The sequence below is a fragment of the Solwaraspora sp. WMMD1047 genome, from assembly GCF_029626155.1.
GTDB lineage: Bacteria > Actinomycetota > Actinomycetes > Mycobacteriales > Micromonosporaceae > WMMD1047.
The window spans coordinates 2,443,387-2,460,573 of sequence record NZ_JARUBL010000001.1; the positions used below are offsets into that span (position 1 = coordinate 2,443,387).

16 protein-coding genes are annotated in these 17,187 nt (G+C 71.0%); 13 read left to right on the plus strand and 3 right to left on the minus strand.

Features of this window, described 5'->3' with window-relative positions:
* Window positions 1-99: 99 nt before the first annotated feature.
* The 6 genes from O7627_RS11280 (at window position 100) to O7627_RS11305 (ending at window position 6,920) form a co-directional block, all read left to right on the plus strand.
* On the plus strand, window positions 100-645 hold the full coding sequence (locus O7627_RS11280) for a plasmid pRiA4b ORF-3 family protein (protein WP_278093446.1): 546 nt from the start codon (window positions 100-102) through the stop codon (window positions 643-645).
* A 342-nt stretch (window positions 646-987) separates the two neighbouring features.
* A complete protein-coding gene (locus O7627_RS11285) occupies window positions 988-2,277 on the plus strand; it encodes an extracellular solute-binding protein (protein WP_278093447.1) in 1,290 nt (429 codons plus the stop codon).
* A 251-nt stretch (window positions 2,278-2,528) separates the two neighbouring features.
* Window positions 2,529-3,500: a sugar ABC transporter permease gene (locus O7627_RS11290; RefSeq protein ID WP_278093448.1), complete on the plus strand. Its 972-nt coding sequence runs from the start codon at window positions 2,529-2,531 to the stop codon at window positions 3,498-3,500.
* A gap of 13 nt (window positions 3,501-3,513) precedes the next feature.
* The gene (locus O7627_RS11295; protein ID WP_278093449.1) at window positions 3,514-4,356 is read left to right on the plus strand and encodes a carbohydrate ABC transporter permease; all 843 of its coding nucleotides are present in this window, start codon (window positions 3,514-3,516) and stop codon (window positions 4,354-4,356) included.
* Window positions 4,353-5,795: a GH1 family beta-glucosidase gene (locus O7627_RS11300; RefSeq protein ID WP_278093450.1), complete on the plus strand. Its 1,443-nt coding sequence runs from the start codon at window positions 4,353-4,355 to the stop codon at window positions 5,793-5,795. Before O7627_RS11295 ends, O7627_RS11300 begins: the two co-directional genes overlap by 4 nt.
* 78 nt (window positions 5,796-5,873) lie before the next feature.
* Window positions 5,874-6,920 carry a LacI family DNA-binding transcriptional regulator gene (locus O7627_RS11305; RefSeq protein WP_278093451.1) on the plus strand — a complete coding sequence of 349 codons (1,047 nt, stop codon included), beginning with the start codon at window positions 5,874-5,876 and terminating at the stop codon, window positions 6,918-6,920.
* 7 nt (window positions 6,921-6,927) lie between these two features.
* Here O7627_RS11305 and O7627_RS11310 read toward each other — a convergent pair whose 3' ends face one another.
* Both O7627_RS11310 and O7627_RS11315 read right to left on the minus strand, forming a co-directional pair.
* On the minus strand, window positions 6,928-8,142 hold the full coding sequence (locus O7627_RS11310) for an acyl-CoA dehydrogenase family protein (protein ID WP_278093452.1): 1,215 nt from the start codon (window positions 8,140-8,142) through the stop codon (window positions 6,928-6,930).
* Window positions 8,142-9,380 carry a phosphotransferase family protein gene (locus O7627_RS11315; RefSeq protein ID WP_278093453.1) on the minus strand — a complete coding sequence of 413 codons (1,239 nt, stop codon included), beginning with the start codon at window positions 9,378-9,380 and terminating at the stop codon, window positions 8,142-8,144. Before O7627_RS11315 ends, O7627_RS11310 begins: the two co-directional genes overlap by 1 nt.
* A 151-nt stretch (window positions 9,381-9,531) precedes the next feature.
* On the opposite strand from O7627_RS11315, the gene O7627_RS11320 reads away from it, so the two are divergent.
* The 3 genes from O7627_RS11320 (at window position 9,532) to O7627_RS11330 (ending at window position 14,292) form a co-directional block, all read left to right on the plus strand.
* Window positions 9,532-10,260 carry an amino acid-binding protein gene (locus tag O7627_RS11320; protein WP_278093454.1) on the plus strand — a complete coding sequence of 243 codons (729 nt, stop codon included), beginning with the start codon at window positions 9,532-9,534 and terminating at the stop codon, window positions 10,258-10,260.
* Window positions 10,261-10,408: 148 nt separating this feature from the next.
* Window positions 10,409-11,539: a GNAT family N-acetyltransferase gene (locus O7627_RS11325; RefSeq protein WP_278093455.1), complete on the plus strand. Its 1,131-nt coding sequence runs from the start codon at window positions 10,409-10,411 to the stop codon at window positions 11,537-11,539.
* Between the two features lie 332 nt (window positions 11,540-11,871).
* Window positions 11,872-14,292: a glycoside hydrolase family 9 protein gene (locus O7627_RS11330; protein WP_278093456.1), complete on the plus strand. Its 2,421-nt coding sequence runs from the start codon at window positions 11,872-11,874 to the stop codon at window positions 14,290-14,292.
* A 93-nt stretch (window positions 14,293-14,385) separates the two neighbouring features.
* Here the strand turns inward: O7627_RS11330 and O7627_RS11335 are convergent, their stop codons facing one another.
* Window positions 14,386-14,535 carry a hypothetical protein gene (locus O7627_RS11335; RefSeq protein WP_278093457.1) on the minus strand — a complete coding sequence of 50 codons (150 nt, stop codon included), beginning with the start codon at window positions 14,533-14,535 and terminating at the stop codon, window positions 14,386-14,388.
* 418 nt (window positions 14,536-14,953) lie between these two features.
* Here O7627_RS11335 and O7627_RS11340 point away from each other — a divergent pair, with 418 nt between their 5' ends.
* From O7627_RS11340 to O7627_RS11355, 4 genes are all read left to right on the plus strand, one after another.
* Window positions 14,954-15,829, plus strand: a complete 876-nt coding sequence (locus O7627_RS11340; protein ID WP_278093458.1) for a helix-turn-helix transcriptional regulator — start codon at window positions 14,954-14,956, stop codon at window positions 15,827-15,829.
* Between the two features lie 16 nt (window positions 15,830-15,845).
* Window positions 15,846-16,028 (plus strand): DUF397 domain-containing protein, encoded by a 183-nt coding sequence (locus O7627_RS11345; protein WP_278093459.1) that lies wholly within the window; start codon window positions 15,846-15,848, stop codon window positions 16,026-16,028.
* Between the two features lie 219 nt (window positions 16,029-16,247).
* Complete coding sequence (locus tag O7627_RS11350) at window positions 16,248-16,628, plus strand: hypothetical protein (protein ID WP_278093460.1); 381 nt, start codon at window positions 16,248-16,250, stop codon at window positions 16,626-16,628.
* Window positions 16,625-17,062, plus strand: a complete 438-nt coding sequence (locus O7627_RS11355; protein ID WP_278093461.1) for a MarR family winged helix-turn-helix transcriptional regulator — start codon at window positions 16,625-16,627, stop codon at window positions 17,060-17,062. The genes O7627_RS11350 and O7627_RS11355 overlap by 4 nt, the downstream gene beginning before the upstream one ends.
* Window positions 17,063-17,187: the final 125 nt, after the last annotated feature.

The window sequence follows — 17,187 nt, forward strand, 5'->3', positions numbered from 1 at the left end:
TGGCAGTCGCACCAGTTGCGGCCCCGGCACTCGCCGTGTCGCCGGTCCCGGCACGCTCGGCAGATCATGCCGGCAGCCTATGCCAGGGGACGGGAGCGCATGCGGCGTCAGATCTACCAGCTCAGGGTCTCGCTCGCCGACGTGACACCGCCGGTGTGGCGGCGGGTGCTGGTGCCCGGCGGTTACACCCTGGACCGGCTGCACCGGGTGTTTCAGCACGTGCTGGGCTGGCAGGACTGCCACCTGCACTCGTTCGACATCGACGGTCTGCAGTACGGCGTACCGGATCCGGAGGGTGAGCTGACCCTGCGCGACGAGCTGGACTGCCGGCTGGACGCGGTGCTCGCGAAGGGCAGCCGGTTCCGCTACACCTACGACTTCGGCGACTGGTGGGAGCACGAGGTGGCCGTCGAGGACGTCTTCGGCGCCGACCCGGACGAGCGGTACCCGGTCTGTGTCGCGGGGCAGCGGGCCTGCCCGCCGGAGGACGTCGGCGGAGCCTTCGGCTATCGGGGCTTCCTGGTGGCGCTCGCCGATCCGGCGCACCCCGACCACCGGGCGATGCGGCAGTGGATCGGCCGCGAGTTCGACCCCGAGCGGTTCGACGCGGGCCGGGTCACCACGCTGGCCCGCCGCCTCGCCTGATCCACGGATCGGGAAATGTGCTTATGCCACTTTTCGGGCATCGTCCTGGTTGGGGACTTTATTTCCCCCGGTGGTACCCACTTCTCCGGCTCCTGAGACGTGAATCGGGGTAACGATATGGGATCGCTCCCAGTTGACCATTGACACCTTCGAAACCTGCCGGCAATCTCATGGGAGCGCTCCCGGGATTTGGTGGCGGAGGTCACAGACGGCCCCAGGCCCGGCGGCGCAGGCACACCGTCGCCATCCGGCGCGGCTCAGGTCAGTTCGACCTGCTCCGCCGGCCGGCGACGCCAGATGGGAATTCCCCCACCACATACCTCAGCACCGAGAGGGGTCAGGATGAGCGTCACGACGCGCCGCAGGCGGGTCGCAGCCGTCGCTCTGGCCGCGATCACCGCCCTTGGCGGGACCGCGGCGTGCGGCGGCGACGACGAGCCGGAGGCCGGCGAAAAGCCGGCCACCCTGGTTGTCGAAACGTTCGGCGAGTTCGGCTACGACGAACTGGTCAAGAAGTACGAGCAGGAATCCGGCATCAAGATCGAGCTGCGGAAGACCGCTCAGCTCGGTGAGTACCGTCCCAAGCTCGTCCGGGCGCTCGCCACCGGCAAGGGCGCGGGTGACGTGGTCGCGCTGGAGGAGGGCATCCTCAACGAGTTCAAGTCGAACCCGGCCAACTGGGCCGACCTGAGCGAGCTGATCGAGGACCACAGCAGCGAGTACCTGCAGTGGAAGTGGGAGCTGGGCAAGGCCGCCGACGGCCGGCTGATCGGCCTGCCGACCGACGTCGGTTCGCTGGCGGTCTGCTACCGGCGTGACCTGTTCGAGGCGGCCAAGCTGCCGACCGAGCGGGACCAGGTGACCGCGCTCTGGCCCACCTGGGACGCCTTCATCGAGACCGGCAAGAAGTACCGCGAGGCCACCGGCAAGGGCATGCTGGACTCGATCACCACCGCCGCCAGCGCCGTCATGGTGCAGGCGGGTGGCGACCTCTTCTACGACGCCGAGAACAACGTCATCGCCGACAAGAGCCAGGCCGTGAAGACGGCGTGGGACACCTCGGTGGCGATCGCCGACGCCAACATCACCGCTGAGGCGGCGACCTGGTCGCCGGAGTGGTCCGCCGGCTTCAAGCAGGGCACCTTCGCCGCCACCCTCTGCCCGTCCTGGATGCTCGGCATCGTGCAGGAGAACTCGGGCGAGGAGAACAGCGGCAAGTGGGACGTCGCGGGCGTGCCCGGCGGTGCCGGCAACTGGGGCGGCTCCTGGCTCGCCGTGCCGGAGCAGAGCAAGTACCCGGAGGAGGCCGCGAAGCTGGCCGAGTTCCTGACCAACGCCAACAGCCAGATCGAGGCCTTCAAGCTCAAGGGCCCGCTGCCGACGAACCTGGAGGCGTTGCAGAACCCGGACTTCGTCTCCTACACCAACCCGTACTTCAACAACGCTCCGACCGGCAAGATCTTCGGGGAGAGCGTGTCGAAGATCGAGCCGCTGACCTACGGGCCGAAGCACCAGGCGATCAAGGAGAACGCGATGGACCCGGCGCTGCGCGCGTACGAGAGCGGGCAGATCAACGCCACCGAGGCCTGGGAGCAGTTCATGAAGGACGCTCCCGTCCAGGGCGCATTCTGATTCGGCCGGCCGGCCGGCGGTCAACGCCGGCCGGCCGCCGGTACCTCGTATGACATGTGGCATCCGACCGTCGGTGGCGTCCGGGCTCTGGTGCCCGGGCGCCATCGGCGGGTGGCCACCCGCCGATGGCCGGGTCGGGCCGGTGTCACCGCCGCCGCCAGTTCTCCCGCTCCATCCAGCCAGCAGCCCCTGCGTGTAGCACCCCTGCGCGGCGGCGTGCGCCACCGTGCCGCCTGCGGGAAAGGAACCCCATGAGCCTGTCGACCACGACGGCGCCGCCGCCCCGGGCCGCGCCACCGGACGAGACCCGCCGACACCGGGCCCGGTCGCACCGCCTGTCGCGACTCGATCTCAAGTACTCGCCCTACCTGTACATCGCCCCGTTCTTCATCCTGTTCGGCATCTTCGGGCTCTACCCGATGCTGCGGACCGGCTGGATGTCCCTGCACGACTGGAACCTCATCCGCGAGGACCAGGAGTTCATCGGGCTGGAGAACTTCAGCACGCTGGTCACCGACGACTACTTCTGGAACGCGGTCCTCAACACCTTCGGCATCTTCCTGCTCTCCACCGTGCCGCAGCTGATGTTGGCGCTCTTCCTGGCGAACCTGCTCAACCGGACCCAGCTGCGGGCCAAGACGTTCTTCCGGATGGCCATCTTCGTGCCGAACGTGACCTCGGTCGCGGCCGTGGCGATCGTCTTCGGGATGCTCTTCCAGCGCGATTTCGGCCTGTTCAACTGGCTGCTCAGCTTCGTCAACGTGGGCCCGATCGACTGGGACGCCGAGCGGTGGAGCTCCTGGACCGCGATCGCCTCGATGGTGAACTGGCGCTGGACCGGCTACAACACGCTGATCCTGCTGGCCGGCATGCAGGCCATCCCGCGCGACCTCTACGAGGCGGCGGCGATCGACGGGGCGAACCAGTGGCGGCAGTTCTGGCGGATCACCCTGCCGATGCTGACGCCGACCTTCCTCTTCGTGGTCATCCTCTCCACCATCGGCGGTCTGCAGCTCTTCACCGAGCCGCTGATCTTCGCCAACGGCAGCATCATCGGCGGCGACCAGCGCGAGTTCCAGACGCTGGCGATGTACATGTACGAGAAGGGCATCGAGAACCTCAGCACCGCGGGTTACGGCGCGGCCGTGGCATGGGCGTTGTTCCTGATGATCGGCCTCATGTCAATAGTCAACTTCCTGCTCGTGCGTCGCGCGGCGAAGTGAGGAGAGGGAAACCATGGTCTCCGCATCACAGCGTCTGTGGCGCACCAGCCCGCTGACCTACATCGCGCTCGTCCTGGCGGTGCTGCTCTCGATCTACCCGTTCTACTACATGATTGTGATCGCCAGCCGCAGCCTGGACTCGATCAACCAGGTCCCGCCGCCGAGCACTCCGTCCGATGCCTTCGGCGACAACTTCGGCCGGGTGCTCGACAACGACGCGGCCAACTTCCTCACCGGTCTGATGAACTCGGTGATCGTCTCGTCGGTGGTGACCCTCTCGGTCGTGATCACCGGCAGCCTCGCCGGCTTCGCCTTCGCCAAGCTGCGGTTCAAGGGCCGCAACGGCCTGCTGCTGGCGATCATCGTGACCATGATGGTGCCGACCCAGCTCGGTCTCATCCCGCTCTGGGGGATGATGCAGGACTTCGGGTGGTACGACTCGCTGCTCGCCGTCACCGTGCCGTTCCTGGTCACCGGCTTCGGCGTCTTCATGATGCGTCAGTACGCCACCCAGGCGATCTCCGACGAGCTGATCGAGGCCGGCCGGATGGACGGCTGCAACACCTTCCGGATCTACTGGAACATCGTGCTGCCGGCGCTGCGCCCGGCCGCGGCGGTGCTCGGCCTGCTCACCTTCATGGACACCTGGAACGCGTTCCTCTGGCCGTACGCGGTGCTCACCCCGGAGAACCCGACCCTGCAGGTGTCGCTGGCGTTCCTGTCGTACGCCTACTACACCGACTACTCGCAGGTCTTCGCGGCCACCGCGGTCGGTACCGTGCCGTTGTTGCTTGTTTTCATCGTGTTCGGCCGTCAGATCATCGGCGGCATCATGGAAGGCGCCGTCAAGTCGTGACGAATCCCGCTAGCCAGCCGACCGTCCAGCTTCTCGACGAGGCCGCCGGCGGGCAGCCGCTGAGCTTCCCACCCGGCTTCCTCTGGGGGGCCGCGACGGCGGCGTACCAGATCGAGGGCGCCGCCGCCGAGGGCGGCCGGACCCCGTCGATCTGGGACACCTTCAGCCGTACCCCCGGGCGGACGGTCGAGGGGCACACCGGCGACGTGGCCTGCGACCACTACCACCGGTTCCGCGACGACGTGCGGTTGATGGCCGAGCTGGGCCTCAAGACGTACCGGTTCTCGGTCTCCTGGCCCCGGATCCAGCCCGGCGGCAGCGGCCGGGCCAACCAGGAGGGGTTGGACTTCTACCGGCGGCTCGTCGACGAGCTGCTGGAGAACGACATCGAGCCGTGGCTGACCCTCTACCACTGGGACCTGCCGCAGCCGCTGGAGGACGCCGGCGGCTGGCCGGCCCGGGACACCGCGTCCCGGTTCGCCGAGTACGCCGCGCTCACCCACACCGCCCTCGGCGACCGGGTGCGGTACTGGACCACGCTCAACGAGCCGTGGTGCTCCGCCTTCCTCGGCTACGGGTCCGGGGTGCACGCGCCCGGCCGCTCCAACGGCGCCGAGGCGGTCCGGGCCGGCCACCACCTGATGCTCGGCCACGGCCTCGCCGTGCAGGCGATGCGGGCGGCCCGCCCGGACCACGAGTACGGCATCACCCTCAACCTGTACGCCGTCTCCCCACAGCACGACACCGCCGCCGACCTGGACGCGGCCCGCCGCATCGACGGGCTGGCCAACCGGTTCTTCCTCGACCCGGTGCTGCGTGGCGAGTACCCGGCCGACGTGGTGGCCGACCTGCGCGAGGTCACCGACTTCGGGCACGTGCACGACGGCGACCTGGCGGTGATCGCCACCCCGCTCGACGTGCTCGGCATCAACTACTACAGCCGGCACGTGGTGGCCGCCCCGGTGGAGGGCGTGGAGCCCGAGCCGTACTGGCGGGCGGCGTCGAACTGGCCGGGCAGCGAGCAGGTCCGGTTCGTCACCCGCGGCGTGCCGGTGACGGACATGGGGTGGGAAATCGACGCCCCGGGACTTGTCGAGACCCTGGAGCGGGTGCATCGGGAGTACCCGGAGGTGCCGCTCGCGGTGACCGAGAACGGCGCCGCCTTCGTCGATGAAGTGGTCGACGGGGCGGTGCACGACCCGGACCGGGTAGCCTATTTCGACGCCCACCTGCGGGCCTGCCACCAGGCGATCGCCTCCGGCGTCCCGCTACGGGGATACTTTGCGTGGTCGTTGATGGATAATTTCGAATGGGCATGGGGTTACACGAAGCGCTTCGGCATGATCTACGTCGACTACGACAGCCAGCTCCGCATCCCCAAGTCCAGTGCCAGGTGGTACGCCGATGTGATCCGACGTAACGGTCTGGCCGCAGAGTAGGCCTGGTCAGACATGATTAGGGCACCCGGCGCCGACTCGAACGGTTGGCGCCGGGAGCCCGAGTCGGAGGAGCATACGATGACAACCCAGCGGACCCGGTCACTCGGCCGGCCAACCCTGGACGCGGTCGCCGCACGCGCGGGCGTCGGTCGCGGTACGGTGTCCCGCGTCGTCAACGGCTCGCCGCAGGTGAGCCCGGAGGCCCGGGCGGCGGTGCAGCAGGCGATCGCCGAGCTGGGCTACGTGCCCAACCGGGCGGCCCGGGCGCTGGTCACCCAGCGGACCGACTCGGTGGCGCTGGTGGTCTCCGAGTCGGAGGAGCGGGTCTTCGGCGAACCGTTCTTCGCCGGCATCGTCCGCGGCATCAGCTCCGCGCTGCTGGAGACCCCGATGCAGCTCTGGTTGGCGATGGCCCAGTCGCCCGCCGAGCGGGAACGGGTCGAGCACCACCTGACCAACCAGCACGTCGACGGCGTACTGCTGCTCTCCCTGCACGACGCCGACCCGCTGCCCACCCTGCTGGAGCAGCGCGGCCTGCCGACCGTGCTCGGCGGCCGGCCGGCGCGGATGCTGCAGCCCGGCGCCCAGCCGGCCTACTTCGTCGACGTGGACAACGCCGGCGGTGCCCGGCAGGCGGTCCAGCACCTGTTCAGCCGGGGCCGGTCCCGGGTCGCCACCATCGCCGGGCCGCAGGACATGGGGGTCGGGGTGGCCCGGCTCGCCGGCTACCGGGACGCCGTCTGGGCCAGCGGTGCCCGGATCAACGAGGACCTGATCGCGTACGGGGACTTCAGCGAGAGCAGCGGGGCCGCCGCGATGTGCCGGCTGCTGGAGGTCTGCCCGGATCTGGACGCCGTCTTCGTCGCGTCCGACCTGATGGCCTGCGGCGCGCTGCGCGCGCTGCGGGAGGCGGGTCGGCGGGTGCCCGAGGACGTGGCGCTCGTCGGCTTCGAGGACGCGCCGATCGCCCGGCAGTCCGACCCGCCGCTGACCACGGTCTTCCAGCCGATGGAGGAGATGGGGCGGCAGATGGCCCGGCTGCTGGTGTCGCGGATCCGCCGCGAGGACCGGGACGTGCCGTACGTGCTGCTCGACACCCACCTGGTGCACCGGGCGTCGGCCTGACCGCGGCTCAGTCGGCCCAGCGGCGCAGCTCGCGGCGGGCCAGCGAGGCGCGGTGCACCTCGTCCGGACCGTCGGCCAGCCGCAGCGTCCGGGCGTGTGACCAGAGGGCGGCCAGCGGGGTGTCCTGACTCAGGCCCGCCGCCCCGTACGCCTGGATCGCCTTGTCGATCACCCATTCCGCCATCGCCGGCGTGGCGATCTTGATGGCCTGGATCTCGGTGTGGGCGCCCCGGTTGCCGACCGTGTCCATCAGCCACGCGGTCTTGAGCACCAGCAGGCGGGCCTGCTCGATCCGGACCCTCGACTCGGCGATCCACTCCCGCACCACGCCCTGCTCGGCCAGCGGGCGGCCGAACGCGGTCCGCCCCAGGACGCGCTGGCAGAGCAGCTCCAGGGCCCGCTCGGCCATCCCGATCAGCCGCATGCAGTGGTGCACCCGGCCCGGACCGAGGCGGGCCTGCGCGATGGCGAAGCCGTCACCGGCGCCGCCGATCAGGTTCTCCGCCGGCACCCGGACCCGGTCGAAGGAGATCTCGGCGTGCCCGCCGTGCGGCCCGTCGGTGTAGCCGAAGACCGTCAGGCCCCGCCGGATCGTCACCCCGGGGGTGTCGCGGGGGACCAGCACCATGCTCTGCTGCCGGTGCCGGTCGGCCGCCGGGTCGGTCTTGCCCATCACGATCAGCAGCTCGCAGCGCGGGTCCATCGCCCCGGACGACCACCATTTCCGGCCGCTGACCAGCCAACCGTCGCCGTCGGCCTCGATCCGGGTGGCGATGTTCGTGGCGTCGGAGGAGGCCACCTCGGGCTCGGTCATGCAGAACGCGGAGCGGATCTCGCCGTCGAGCAGCGGCCGCAGCCAGCGGTCCCGCTGCGCCGGTGAGCCGAACTCGGCGAGCAGCTCCATGTTGCCGGTGTCCGGCGCGGCGCAGTTGAGCGCCTCCGGGGCCAGCTGCGGGCTGCGGCCGGTCAGTTCGGCCAGCGGGGCGTACTGCAGGTTGGTCAGGCCGGCGCCGTACGCCGGGTCGGGCAGGAACAGGTTCCACAGGCCGCGCTTGCGGGCCTCCGTCTTGAGCTCATCCAGCACCGCCGGCCGGGACCAGGGGTCTCCGGCGGCGGCCACCTGGTCGGCGTAGACCGGCTCGGCCGGGTAGATCCGGTCCTCCAGGAAGTCGGTCAGCTCCTCGTGCAGCTGCGCGGTACGACTGTCGAAACCGAAGTCCATCAGCTCTCCCTGGCGGCGGTCAGCCCGTACTCGACCAGCGGCGCCACCATGCCGCCGATCAGGTCGAAGCCCTCGCCGACGGTCTGGCCGAGGGTGTGCCGGTAGTGGATGCCCTCGCAGATCACCGCGAGCTTGAAGCAGCCCAGCGCGACGTGCCAGTGCAACGGGCCGATGTCGACGTCCGCCCGGGCGGCGTACCGGTCGATCAGCTCGGCGCCGGTGGGGAAGCCGGCCCGCGGCCCGAGCCCGTCGGCGACCGGGTTGCCGGCCAGCCAGCCGCCGGCCGGTTCTTCCCCGGCCGGGTCCTTGCCGGCCGGGTCCTCGCGGGCCGGGTCCTTGCCGGCCGGTTCGTCGCTGGGCCGGCCCGGGGCGCCGGGCCGGGGGCCGCCGCCGAGGGCGTCCCAGTAGGTCAGCAGCAGCCCGAGGTCGGCGAGGGGATCGCCGAGGGTGGCCATCTCCCAGTCCAGCACCGCCCGGATCCGCACCGGGTCGGGCTCGGCGAGCAGGTTGTCCAGCCGGTAGTCGCCGTGCACGATCCGGCCGGCGTTGGCGCCCTCGGGCACCGTCGCGGCCAACCGTTCGCGCAGCTCGTCGATGCCGGGCAGCGGCCGGCTGCGGGACCGGTCGAGCTGGCCGCCCCAGCGGCGGACCTGCCGGCCGAGGAAGCCGTCCGGCCGGCCGAAGTCGGCCAGCCCCACCTCGGCGGGGTCGATGGCGTGCAGGTCGGCGAGGACGTCCATCATCGCGGTGGCCAGGTCGCGGCGCTGCGCCCCGGTGAGCCGGTCGGTCTGGGCGCGGCTGCGGTAGACCACGCCGGGTACCCGCTGCATCAGGTACCAGGGCGCGCCGAGCACGCTGGCGTCCGGGCAGTGCAGCAGGACCGCCGGGACCGGGACGGCGGTGCCGGCCAGCGCGCCGATCACCCGGTGCTCGCGGGCCATGTCGTGGGCGGTGGCCAGGACGTGCCCGAGCGGCGGGCGGCGCAGCACGAACTCGCGGTCGCCCGAGCCGACCAGGTAGGTCAGGTTGGACCGGCCGCCGGCGATGAGGGCGGCCCGCAGCGGACCGTCCAGCAGGTCCGGGCGGTGGGCCCGCAGGTATCCGGCCAGCCGATCGAGGTCGAGCCCGGCGGGGGAGCCGGCCGGCTCGCCAACGCCGGTGCCGGCCGGGCGATCGGCCGCGGCCGGGTCGTTCGCGGTGATCCCCGGCCGGGGCGGATTGGCCGACGGATCAGTCATCCGAACAGTTGATGGCAGCTCGTTCGTCTTGTCAAGCGAGCATTGTTGCTGCCGGGACATGCCTCGGCAACAGGGACGAAATGGTCAACATGCAGGCTGTTACCTACACGGCCGGCGACCCGATGCCGCCCACCGACCGGAGGGTTCAGACATGTTGCTGCGGGTTCGGGTGACCCTGCCGGACCGCCCCGGGACCCTCGGCCAGGTGGCGCGCACGCTCGGCGTCGCCGGCGCCGACATCGTCCAGGTGGTGGTGCTGGAGCGGCTGGGCGGCCGGGCCGTCGACGACTTCACCGTGGTCTGGCCCGGCGCGTCCCGCGTCGACCGGCTGCTCGCCGGCCTGGCGGCGATCCCGGGCGTCCAGGTCAACGGCATGTGGCGGGCGATCGGCGCGCCCACCAGCGGCGGCCAGGACGCCGAGTTGCTGGCGCAGGTGGCGGCCAACCCCGGCGACGGGCTGGCCACCCTCGTCGACGCGGTACCGGGTCTGCTCGCCGCCGACTGGGCGGCCGCCGCCGTGGTGCCGGCGGACTGGGCGGTCCGCAGCGGTTCGACCACCGCCGCCGGCGATACCGGTGGCGAGCCGGCGGTGGCGTACGCGAGCTGGCGGGCGCCGACCCCGCTGCGGCTGCCCGAGGTGACCCCGCTGCGGGCCCGCGCGATGCCCGGACCGACCGGCACCCACTTCGCCGCCGCGCCGTTCGGTCGCGCCGGCCTGGTGCTGATGGTGGCCCGGGTGGACGCGGAGGGGCTGACGGCGGCGAACTTCCACGTCACCGAGGTGGACCGGATCGCCCAGCTGGTCCGGGCCGCCGCGGTGATCCTCGGTGACCGGCTGGACCTGATCACCGCGCCACCGCCGGCGGCGGCGCGGTCGTGACCGGCTGACCCGGTCGGCTGTCGTCCGGTCGGTACAAGTCACCACCGGGCAACCTGCGGGAAACGAGCGGTCGGCAAGCTGAAGCGGGCGCACGACAACGCGCCGGCGAACGACGAACGGCGACAGGACAACGGCGGAAGGAGCGGAGATGACGTTGTGGCGGATCCGGGCCACGGTCGACGACCGGCCCGGTTACCTCTCCGTGCTCACCGCCAGCCTCGCGCTGCGCGGGGTCAACATTCTCACCGTCGCGGTGCACACCACCGAGGCGGGCGCCGTCGACGACTTCCTGGTGGACGCGCCGGCCGCGCTGACCGCGGCCGACCTGGTGGCGGCCGTGGAGCGGGGTCGGGGCCGGGACTGCTGGGTGGCCCGCAGCGAGGCCCAGGGGCTGGCGGACCAGCCGACCCGGGCGCTGGCGCTGGCCGGCCGGCTGGTGCAGGACCCGGACGCGCTCGGCGAGGTGCTGCGCAGCCTGCTCGGCGCCGACACCGTGACCTGGCGGCCGGTGCCGGCCCGTGCGGTCGCGGCGCGGGCGGTCGAGCCGGGCGGCCGGCGGTCCGGGTCCGAGACGATGCGGCTGGCCGACCCGGCCGGTGGCTCGTTCGAGGTGCTCCGGTCGGCGCCCTCCTTCACCCCCGCCGAGTACGCCCGCGCCCAGGCCCTGGTCGACCTCGCGGCCGGCGTGGCCCGCCGGGCCGCCGAACGGGTCACCCTGGTCCTGCCGGACGGGGCGGAGCTGACCGTCCGCCCGGCGACCGTCGAGGACCTGCCCGCCGTGCGGGCCATGCACGAGCGGTGCAGCGCCCGGACCCTGCACCGGCGCTACCTGGGCGCCGCCGGCGGCCCGCCGCCGACCAAGCTGCGCCGGCTGCTCGACCCGGCCGCCGGAATGGGCCTGGTGGCGGTCGCCAGCTGGCCGGAGGGCACCCCCGAGCGGGTGGTCGCGATGGCGAACCTGGTGGTCGAGGGCACCCTCGGCGAGGTGGCCCTGCTGGTGGAGGACGCCTGGCAGCGCCGCGGGGTGGGCAGCGCGCTGCTGCGCCGACTGGTCCGGCACGCCGGCCAGGCCGGCTACGCGGCGCTTGTCGCGCACACCCACGCCGACAACGTGCCGATGCTGCGCACCCTGGACCGGGTCTCCGGCCCCGGTCCGGTGGAGCGCGACGGCGCACTGCTCACCGTGACCCTGCCGCTGGGCGGGCCCGCCCCGGCGGCGGACCGCGCCGGGCAGAGCGAGCAAGGAGCACCACAGACTCCCGCCGCCACCGAGGCGTAGCGGGGAGAGACCCCAGCGGCCCGGCTCCGGTGCGGGGCCGGGCCGCCGGACAGAGCCTGACTCGGGCGAGGTAAGAAGGGCCCCCTCCTGTGGGACGGCAGGAGGGGGCCCTTCCCTGCTTCCCGGGCGGTACCGCTTCCCAACGGGCACGGTCGGGGCTACATTGTTGGCTATCCATGGGAGCGCTCCCGGCGCTCGCGGGAACCACCACCACCAGCCCACCCGACCGCCCGTGCTGCGGACAGGAGAAGGGGGCGGATGCGCCCACATCCGCCCCCGGTGTCCTCCGCTACGCGTCACCGCGCGCGGCTCCACGGACAGGAGCGATTGTAATGTCGCCAACCGACGCGCCGTCCCCGTCGAACGGTTCGGCTGCCCCACCCGCCCAGCGCCGATCACCGCACCGCCGGTACCGGCGCCCGCTCGTCGCCGCGCTGGCCGTCGCGGTCGCGGCGGCGATCGCCGCGGCCGTGCCGACGATCGGCGCCCCGGACGCCTCCGCGCAGGCGGCGCCGGCCTACAACTACGCCGAGGCGCTGCAGAAGTCGCTGTTCTTCTATGAGGCGCAGCAGTCCGGCCCGCTGCCCGACTGGAACCGGGTCTCCTGGCGCGGCGACTCCGCGCTCACCGACGGCTCCGACGTCGGGCTGGACCTCACCGGCGGCTGGTACGACGCCGGCGACCACGTCAAGTTCGGCTTCCCGATGGCCTTCACCACCACCATGCTGGCCTGGGGCGCGGTCGAGTACCGGTCCGGCTACGCCGACTCCGGCCAGCTGCCGCACCTGCTGAACAACCTGCGCTTCGTCAACGACTACTTCATCAAGGCGCACCCGTCGCCGAACGTGCTCTACGGGCAGGTCGGCAAGGGCGACGACGACCACAAGTGGTGGGGTCCGGCCGAGGTGATGCCGATGGCGCGGCCCGCGTACAAGATCGATGCGAGCTGTGGTGGGGCGGACCTGGCGGCGGAGACGGCGGCCGCGATGGCCGCCTCCTCGATGGTCTTCCGCCCCACCGACGCGAGCTACGCCAACACCCTGGTCACGCACGCCCGGCAGCTCTACACCTTCGCCGACAACGTGCGCCGCAGCTACCACGAGTGCATCACCGACGCGACCAGCTTCTACCGGTCGTGGAGCGGCTACCAGGACGAGCTGGTGTGGGGGGCGATCTGGCTGCACCGGGCCACCGGTGAGGCGTCCTACCTGACGAAGGCGGAGGCCGAGTACGACAAGCTCGGCACCGAGCCGCAGACCACCACCCGCTCCTACAAGTGGACCATCGCCTGGGACAACAAGCAGTTCGGCGCGTACGTGCTGCTGGCGAACCTGACCGGCAAGCAGAAGTACATCGACGACGCCAACCGCTGGCTGGACTTCTGGACCGTCGGGGTGAACGGCGAGAAGGTGCGCACCTCGCCCGGCGGAATGGCCGTGCTGGACACCTGGGGTGCGCTGCGGTACGCCGCCAACACCTCGTTCGCCGCGCTCGTCTACAGCGACAAGCTCACCGACGCGACCCGCAAGGCCCGCTACCACGACTTCGCCGTCCGCCAGATCAACTACGCGCTCGGCGACAACCCGCGCAACTCCAGCTACGTGATCGGCTTCGGCAACAACTCGCCGAAGAATCCGCATCACCGTACGGCGCACGGCTCCTGGTGGGACAGCCAGACGGTGCCGGTGGAGACCCGGCACGTGCTCTACGGCGCGCTGGTCGGCGGCCCGTCGGCGCCGAACGACGCCTACACCGACAACCGCTCCGACTACGTGATGAACGAGGTGGCGACCGACTACAACGCCGGCTTCACCTCCGCGCTGGTCCGGCTCTATTCCGAGTACGGCGGCACGCCGGCCGCCAACTTCCCGCGACCGGAGACCCCGGACATCGACGAGCTCACCGTGGAGACCACGGTAATGCAGAACGAGCCGCGGGCGGTCGGGATCAAGGCGATCGTCTACAACAAGTCGGCGTTCCCGGCCCGGGCGCTCACCGAGTCGTCGTTCCGGTACTACTTCCGCCGGGAGGGCACCAGCGCGATCCAGGTGACCCCGGGCTACACCCAGGGCTGCCCGTCGCCGACCACCGCGCAGCAGCACTCCGGTGACATCTGGTACGTCGAGATCGACTGCTCCGGGCACACCATCGCCCCGGCCGGACAGTCGGCGCACCGGATGGAGGTGCAGTTCAAGATCGGCGTGCCGGAGGGCGGCACCTGGGACGCGACGAACGACCCGTCGTACCAGGCGACGGCCGGGCCGAACCGGAACGTCCCGCTCTACGACGACGGCGTCCTGGTCTGGGGCACGGAGCCCGGCGACGGCGGCCCCGACCCGACGCCGACGCCTACCCCCACCGCGACCCCCACGCCTACTCCGACTCCCACGCCGACCCCCACCCCGACCCCCACCCCGACGCCGACCGGGCCGGCGGCGGGCTGCCAGGTCACCTACACCACCAGCGACTGGAGCAACGGTTTCACCGCCAGCGTGACCATCCGCAACACCGGTACGACGGCGATCAACGGCTGGACCCTGCGGTTCAGCTACCCGGCCGGGCAGCGGGTCAGCCAGGGCTGGTCGGCGACGTTCAGCCAGAGCGGTACGGCGGTCACCGCCACCAACCTCTCCTACAACGGCAACCTCGCGCCGGGCGCGTCGACGAACTTCGGCTTCAACGGCACCCACACCGGCAGCAACCCGAGGCCGACCGCATTCACCCTCAACAACGCCACCTGCACCCTCACCTGACGCTCAACTCCTACTGACCCACGTTCCACTTCAAGATCATGGCGCACCTATCCGTCGAATTCGGCTCCACACAACGGATAGGTGCGCCACAGATCATGGTCGCTCTCCTGACCCGTCCCGGTCGCGCGGCGGCAGGGTCGTCTCGCCGCAGTTGGGGCACCACCGGGACTTCACCCGGAAGCTGAACAGCCCGGCCAGGAAACCCAGCAGCACCAGCCCAACCAGCCCACCGATGCTCACCATCGCAGGTCCTCCTTCGCCGGTGGGGTGCCGTGCTCTGGTGGGGTGCCGGACCGGCGGTTGCCGCCGCCGGTCCGGTGAGCACTCATCGGCTCTCCCTCGGCCAGTGCCCCCGATTGGCCGGCCGCCGGACCCGGCAAGGCAGCCCCGACCCGCACCGGCAGATCCGCCGCCACCGCCACCACGATCACACCGGCCGGTGCTTTGCGCGCGCTGACGTCAGTCGCACGTCCCCGTCGAAGGACACCACCGTTCTCCCTCCCTCCGTAGAAGGCGGCCATCGATGGTCGCCGCCACACCCGCAGTGCCACGCTTCCACGACAACTCGCAATCCGCAAGATGCGGATAGCATCTGGCTAGATGCCGGTGGAGGATCGCCCAGGCGTTGCCTCGCAGTTCCGACTTGTGCAAGATGGCGGCTGTGACGCCACGACAGAGCCCGACGGTCAAACGCCGACGCCTCGCCCTCACCCTGCGGCAGCTGCGCACGGCAGCCGGACTGTCGGCGGTCGAGGCGGCGCGTCGCGTCGATCACGACGCCAGCTGGCTGTCCCGGATCGAGAACGCAGAGGTCCGTCCGCACCCGAACGACGTACGCGCGATGCTGACGATCTACGGCATCGACGGTGAGCAGGCCGAAGCCGTCATCGCTGTCGCGCGCCAGGCCCGGCAACGCGGCTGGTGGCAGCGGTACAACGACGTCCTGCCCGACTGGTTCGTCACCTACGTCGGAATGGAGTCGGAGGCGTCGGTGATCCGGTCCTACGAGTGCCAGATGATTCCGGGCCTGCTCCAAACCGAGGAGTACGCGCGAGCGGCGTTCAGCGGTGGACCTACCCAGATCAGCGACGCCGAGATCGAGCAGCAGGTCGCGCTCCGGATGGATCGGCAGGCCATCCTCGGCACCGACGAACAGCCCGCCCTTCGGATGATCATCGACGAGGGTGGGGTGCGCCGCGAGGTCGGCGGGCCGAAGGTGCTCAAGGCGCAGATCGAACGCCTGCTACGGGAGTCGGAGCGATCCCGGGTACGGATCCAACTCCTACCGTTCGGCGCCGGCACCGGCTTCGACGGCAGCTTTGTCATCCTCGACTTCCCGCCGTTACCCGCGCCGTACCCGGACGCCGCCGAGGACCGCCTCGTCTACCTCGACACCCTCACCGGCGCTCACTACCTGGAGCGCCCGGTGGAGGTCGCGGCCTACTCTGCTGCCTTCGAGCAGTTGTGCGCTGTGGCCCTCTCGCCGGCCGCTACGCGGGACGCCTTGAGTAATATCGCCAACGACCTGGCGAGGTAGGAGGCGAGGCATCCGCATGGACGCGACGTGGCGCACGAGCACCCGATCCGGTTCTACCGGCAACTGTGTCGAGGCCCGGCGGATCGGTGACACCGCCGAGGTCCGCGACAGTAAGGATCCCGCCGGGCCGGTCCTCGCCTTCGGTCGGTCGGCCTGGTCCGCGTTCGTCGTCAGCCTCAGGCAGAACCACGGCGGGTAAGGCGCGGCCATCGCGCTGTCGCGCGTCTATCGGTTGATGATCTGAGCGCTACTGCTGTTACCGGTGACGTTTAACAGCAGTAGCGCTCAGATCATCAAGGAGTCGTGGTGAGCGAGCCGCACACCTTGGTCGCCCTCGGACCTCGCCAGATGCTGCGGGGTGGGGGTGATGACGCGCTGTCCGGACGTGGGTGTATGCGGATCGCATATAATGACCGGCGTGGACGCAAGCCTGGAAGCGGCGATCAACGAGTGGCACGCGGGCGTCAACGCCGCCGACCTGCGGCGGTCTGCGCGGGCGGTGGGTGATCCGGTCGTGGTGCTGGGTCCGAAGGGCGCGGGTTCGATCACCCCTGCGCAGTTCGCCGAGTGGGTGGGGCGGTCGGGGATCAAGCTGACCCCTCGGTCATGGCATCCGGTCAGCGAACGGCTGATGGTGGTCGAGGAGGACGCCACCTGGCCCGGCAGCACGGAGCCCACGCGGGTGGCGACGGTCTTCCGCGCCTCCGGCGGGCGGGTGACCGCTGCGCTGCGGTTGCCGGACCTCAGGTCCGCTCTCGAGTTGGCCCACATCTGCCGCGAGCTGGCGGCAACCGAGTGACCAACCAAGGCCCGGGACAGGTCCTGTTCCACTTCGTCCGGCACTGGGCGCGCCGGCCCCCAGCGACGGACACCGGCGGTGAGCAGGGCCGGCACGTACTGGTCTGTGAGGCAGTCCATGCGCTCGCCCAGCGCGGGGCACCCGCAACGGTCAACGCGGTCGCGTACGAGATCGGGATCGACCAGAGTGGCGCCTCACGGATGATCAAGAGCGCCATCGCAGCCGGTCATCTGGTCATGGCAGCGTCCCCTACCGATGGCCGACAACGCGAAGCATCACTGACCCCTGCCGGCCGATCAATGCTGGACCAGGCACATCGCTGGCAGGAGGAGATCTTCGGTCGGCTGACCGCAGGCTGGAGCGAGAAGAAGCGCCGCGACTTCCAGCAGGCGATGACCGACCTGATGGACCGCTCCTACGCGACGGAGGTCTGAGGACCACAGAGAGCAAGCTCGGAGAAGCCATCAGTACTGGGCGGCCACTACAGTCGTACCCGAAGGTTCTGAAGGGACCGACGGGCCGTGCCACCACCACCGGATCGGAGTCGACGTCCAAGCCA

What these genes read in the sequence shown, in the direction of transcription:
- O7627_RS11280 (WP_278093446.1), top strand. Translation starts at nt 100, where the DNA reads ATGCGGCGTCAGATCTACCAGCTCAGGGTCTCGCTCGCCGACGTGACA.
- O7627_RS11285 (WP_278093447.1), top strand. Translation starts at nt 988, where the DNA reads ATGAGCGTCACGACGCGCCGCAGGCGGGTCGCAGCCGTCGCTCTGGCC.
- O7627_RS11290 (WP_278093448.1), top strand. Translation starts at nt 2,529, where the DNA reads ATGAGCCTGTCGACCACGACGGCGCCGCCGCCCCGGGCCGCGCCACCG.
- O7627_RS11295 (WP_278093449.1), top strand. Translation starts at nt 3,514, where the DNA reads ATGGTCTCCGCATCACAGCGTCTGTGGCGCACCAGCCCGCTGACCTAC.
- O7627_RS11305 (WP_278093451.1), top strand. Translation starts at nt 5,874, where the DNA reads ATGACAACCCAGCGGACCCGGTCACTCGGCCGGCCAACCCTGGACGCG.
- O7627_RS11310 (WP_278093452.1), bottom strand. Translation starts at nt 8,142, where the DNA reads ATGGACTTCGGTTTCGACAGTCGTACCGCGCAGCTGCACGAGGAGCTG.
- O7627_RS11315 (WP_278093453.1), bottom strand. Translation starts at nt 9,380, where the DNA reads ATGACTGATCCGTCGGCCAATCCGCCCCGGCCGGGGATCACCGCGAAC.
- O7627_RS11320 (WP_278093454.1), top strand. Translation starts at nt 9,532, where the DNA reads ATGTTGCTGCGGGTTCGGGTGACCCTGCCGGACCGCCCCGGGACCCTC.
- O7627_RS11325 (WP_278093455.1), top strand. Translation starts at nt 10,409, where the DNA reads ATGACGTTGTGGCGGATCCGGGCCACGGTCGACGACCGGCCCGGTTAC.
- O7627_RS11330 (WP_278093456.1), top strand. Translation starts at nt 11,872, where the DNA reads ATGTCGCCAACCGACGCGCCGTCCCCGTCGAACGGTTCGGCTGCCCCA.
- O7627_RS11335 (WP_278093457.1), bottom strand. Translation starts at nt 14,535, where the DNA reads ATGGTGAGCATCGGTGGGCTGGTTGGGCTGGTGCTGCTGGGTTTCCTG.
- O7627_RS11345 (WP_278093459.1), top strand. Translation starts at nt 15,846, where the DNA reads ATGGACGCGACGTGGCGCACGAGCACCCGATCCGGTTCTACCGGCAAC.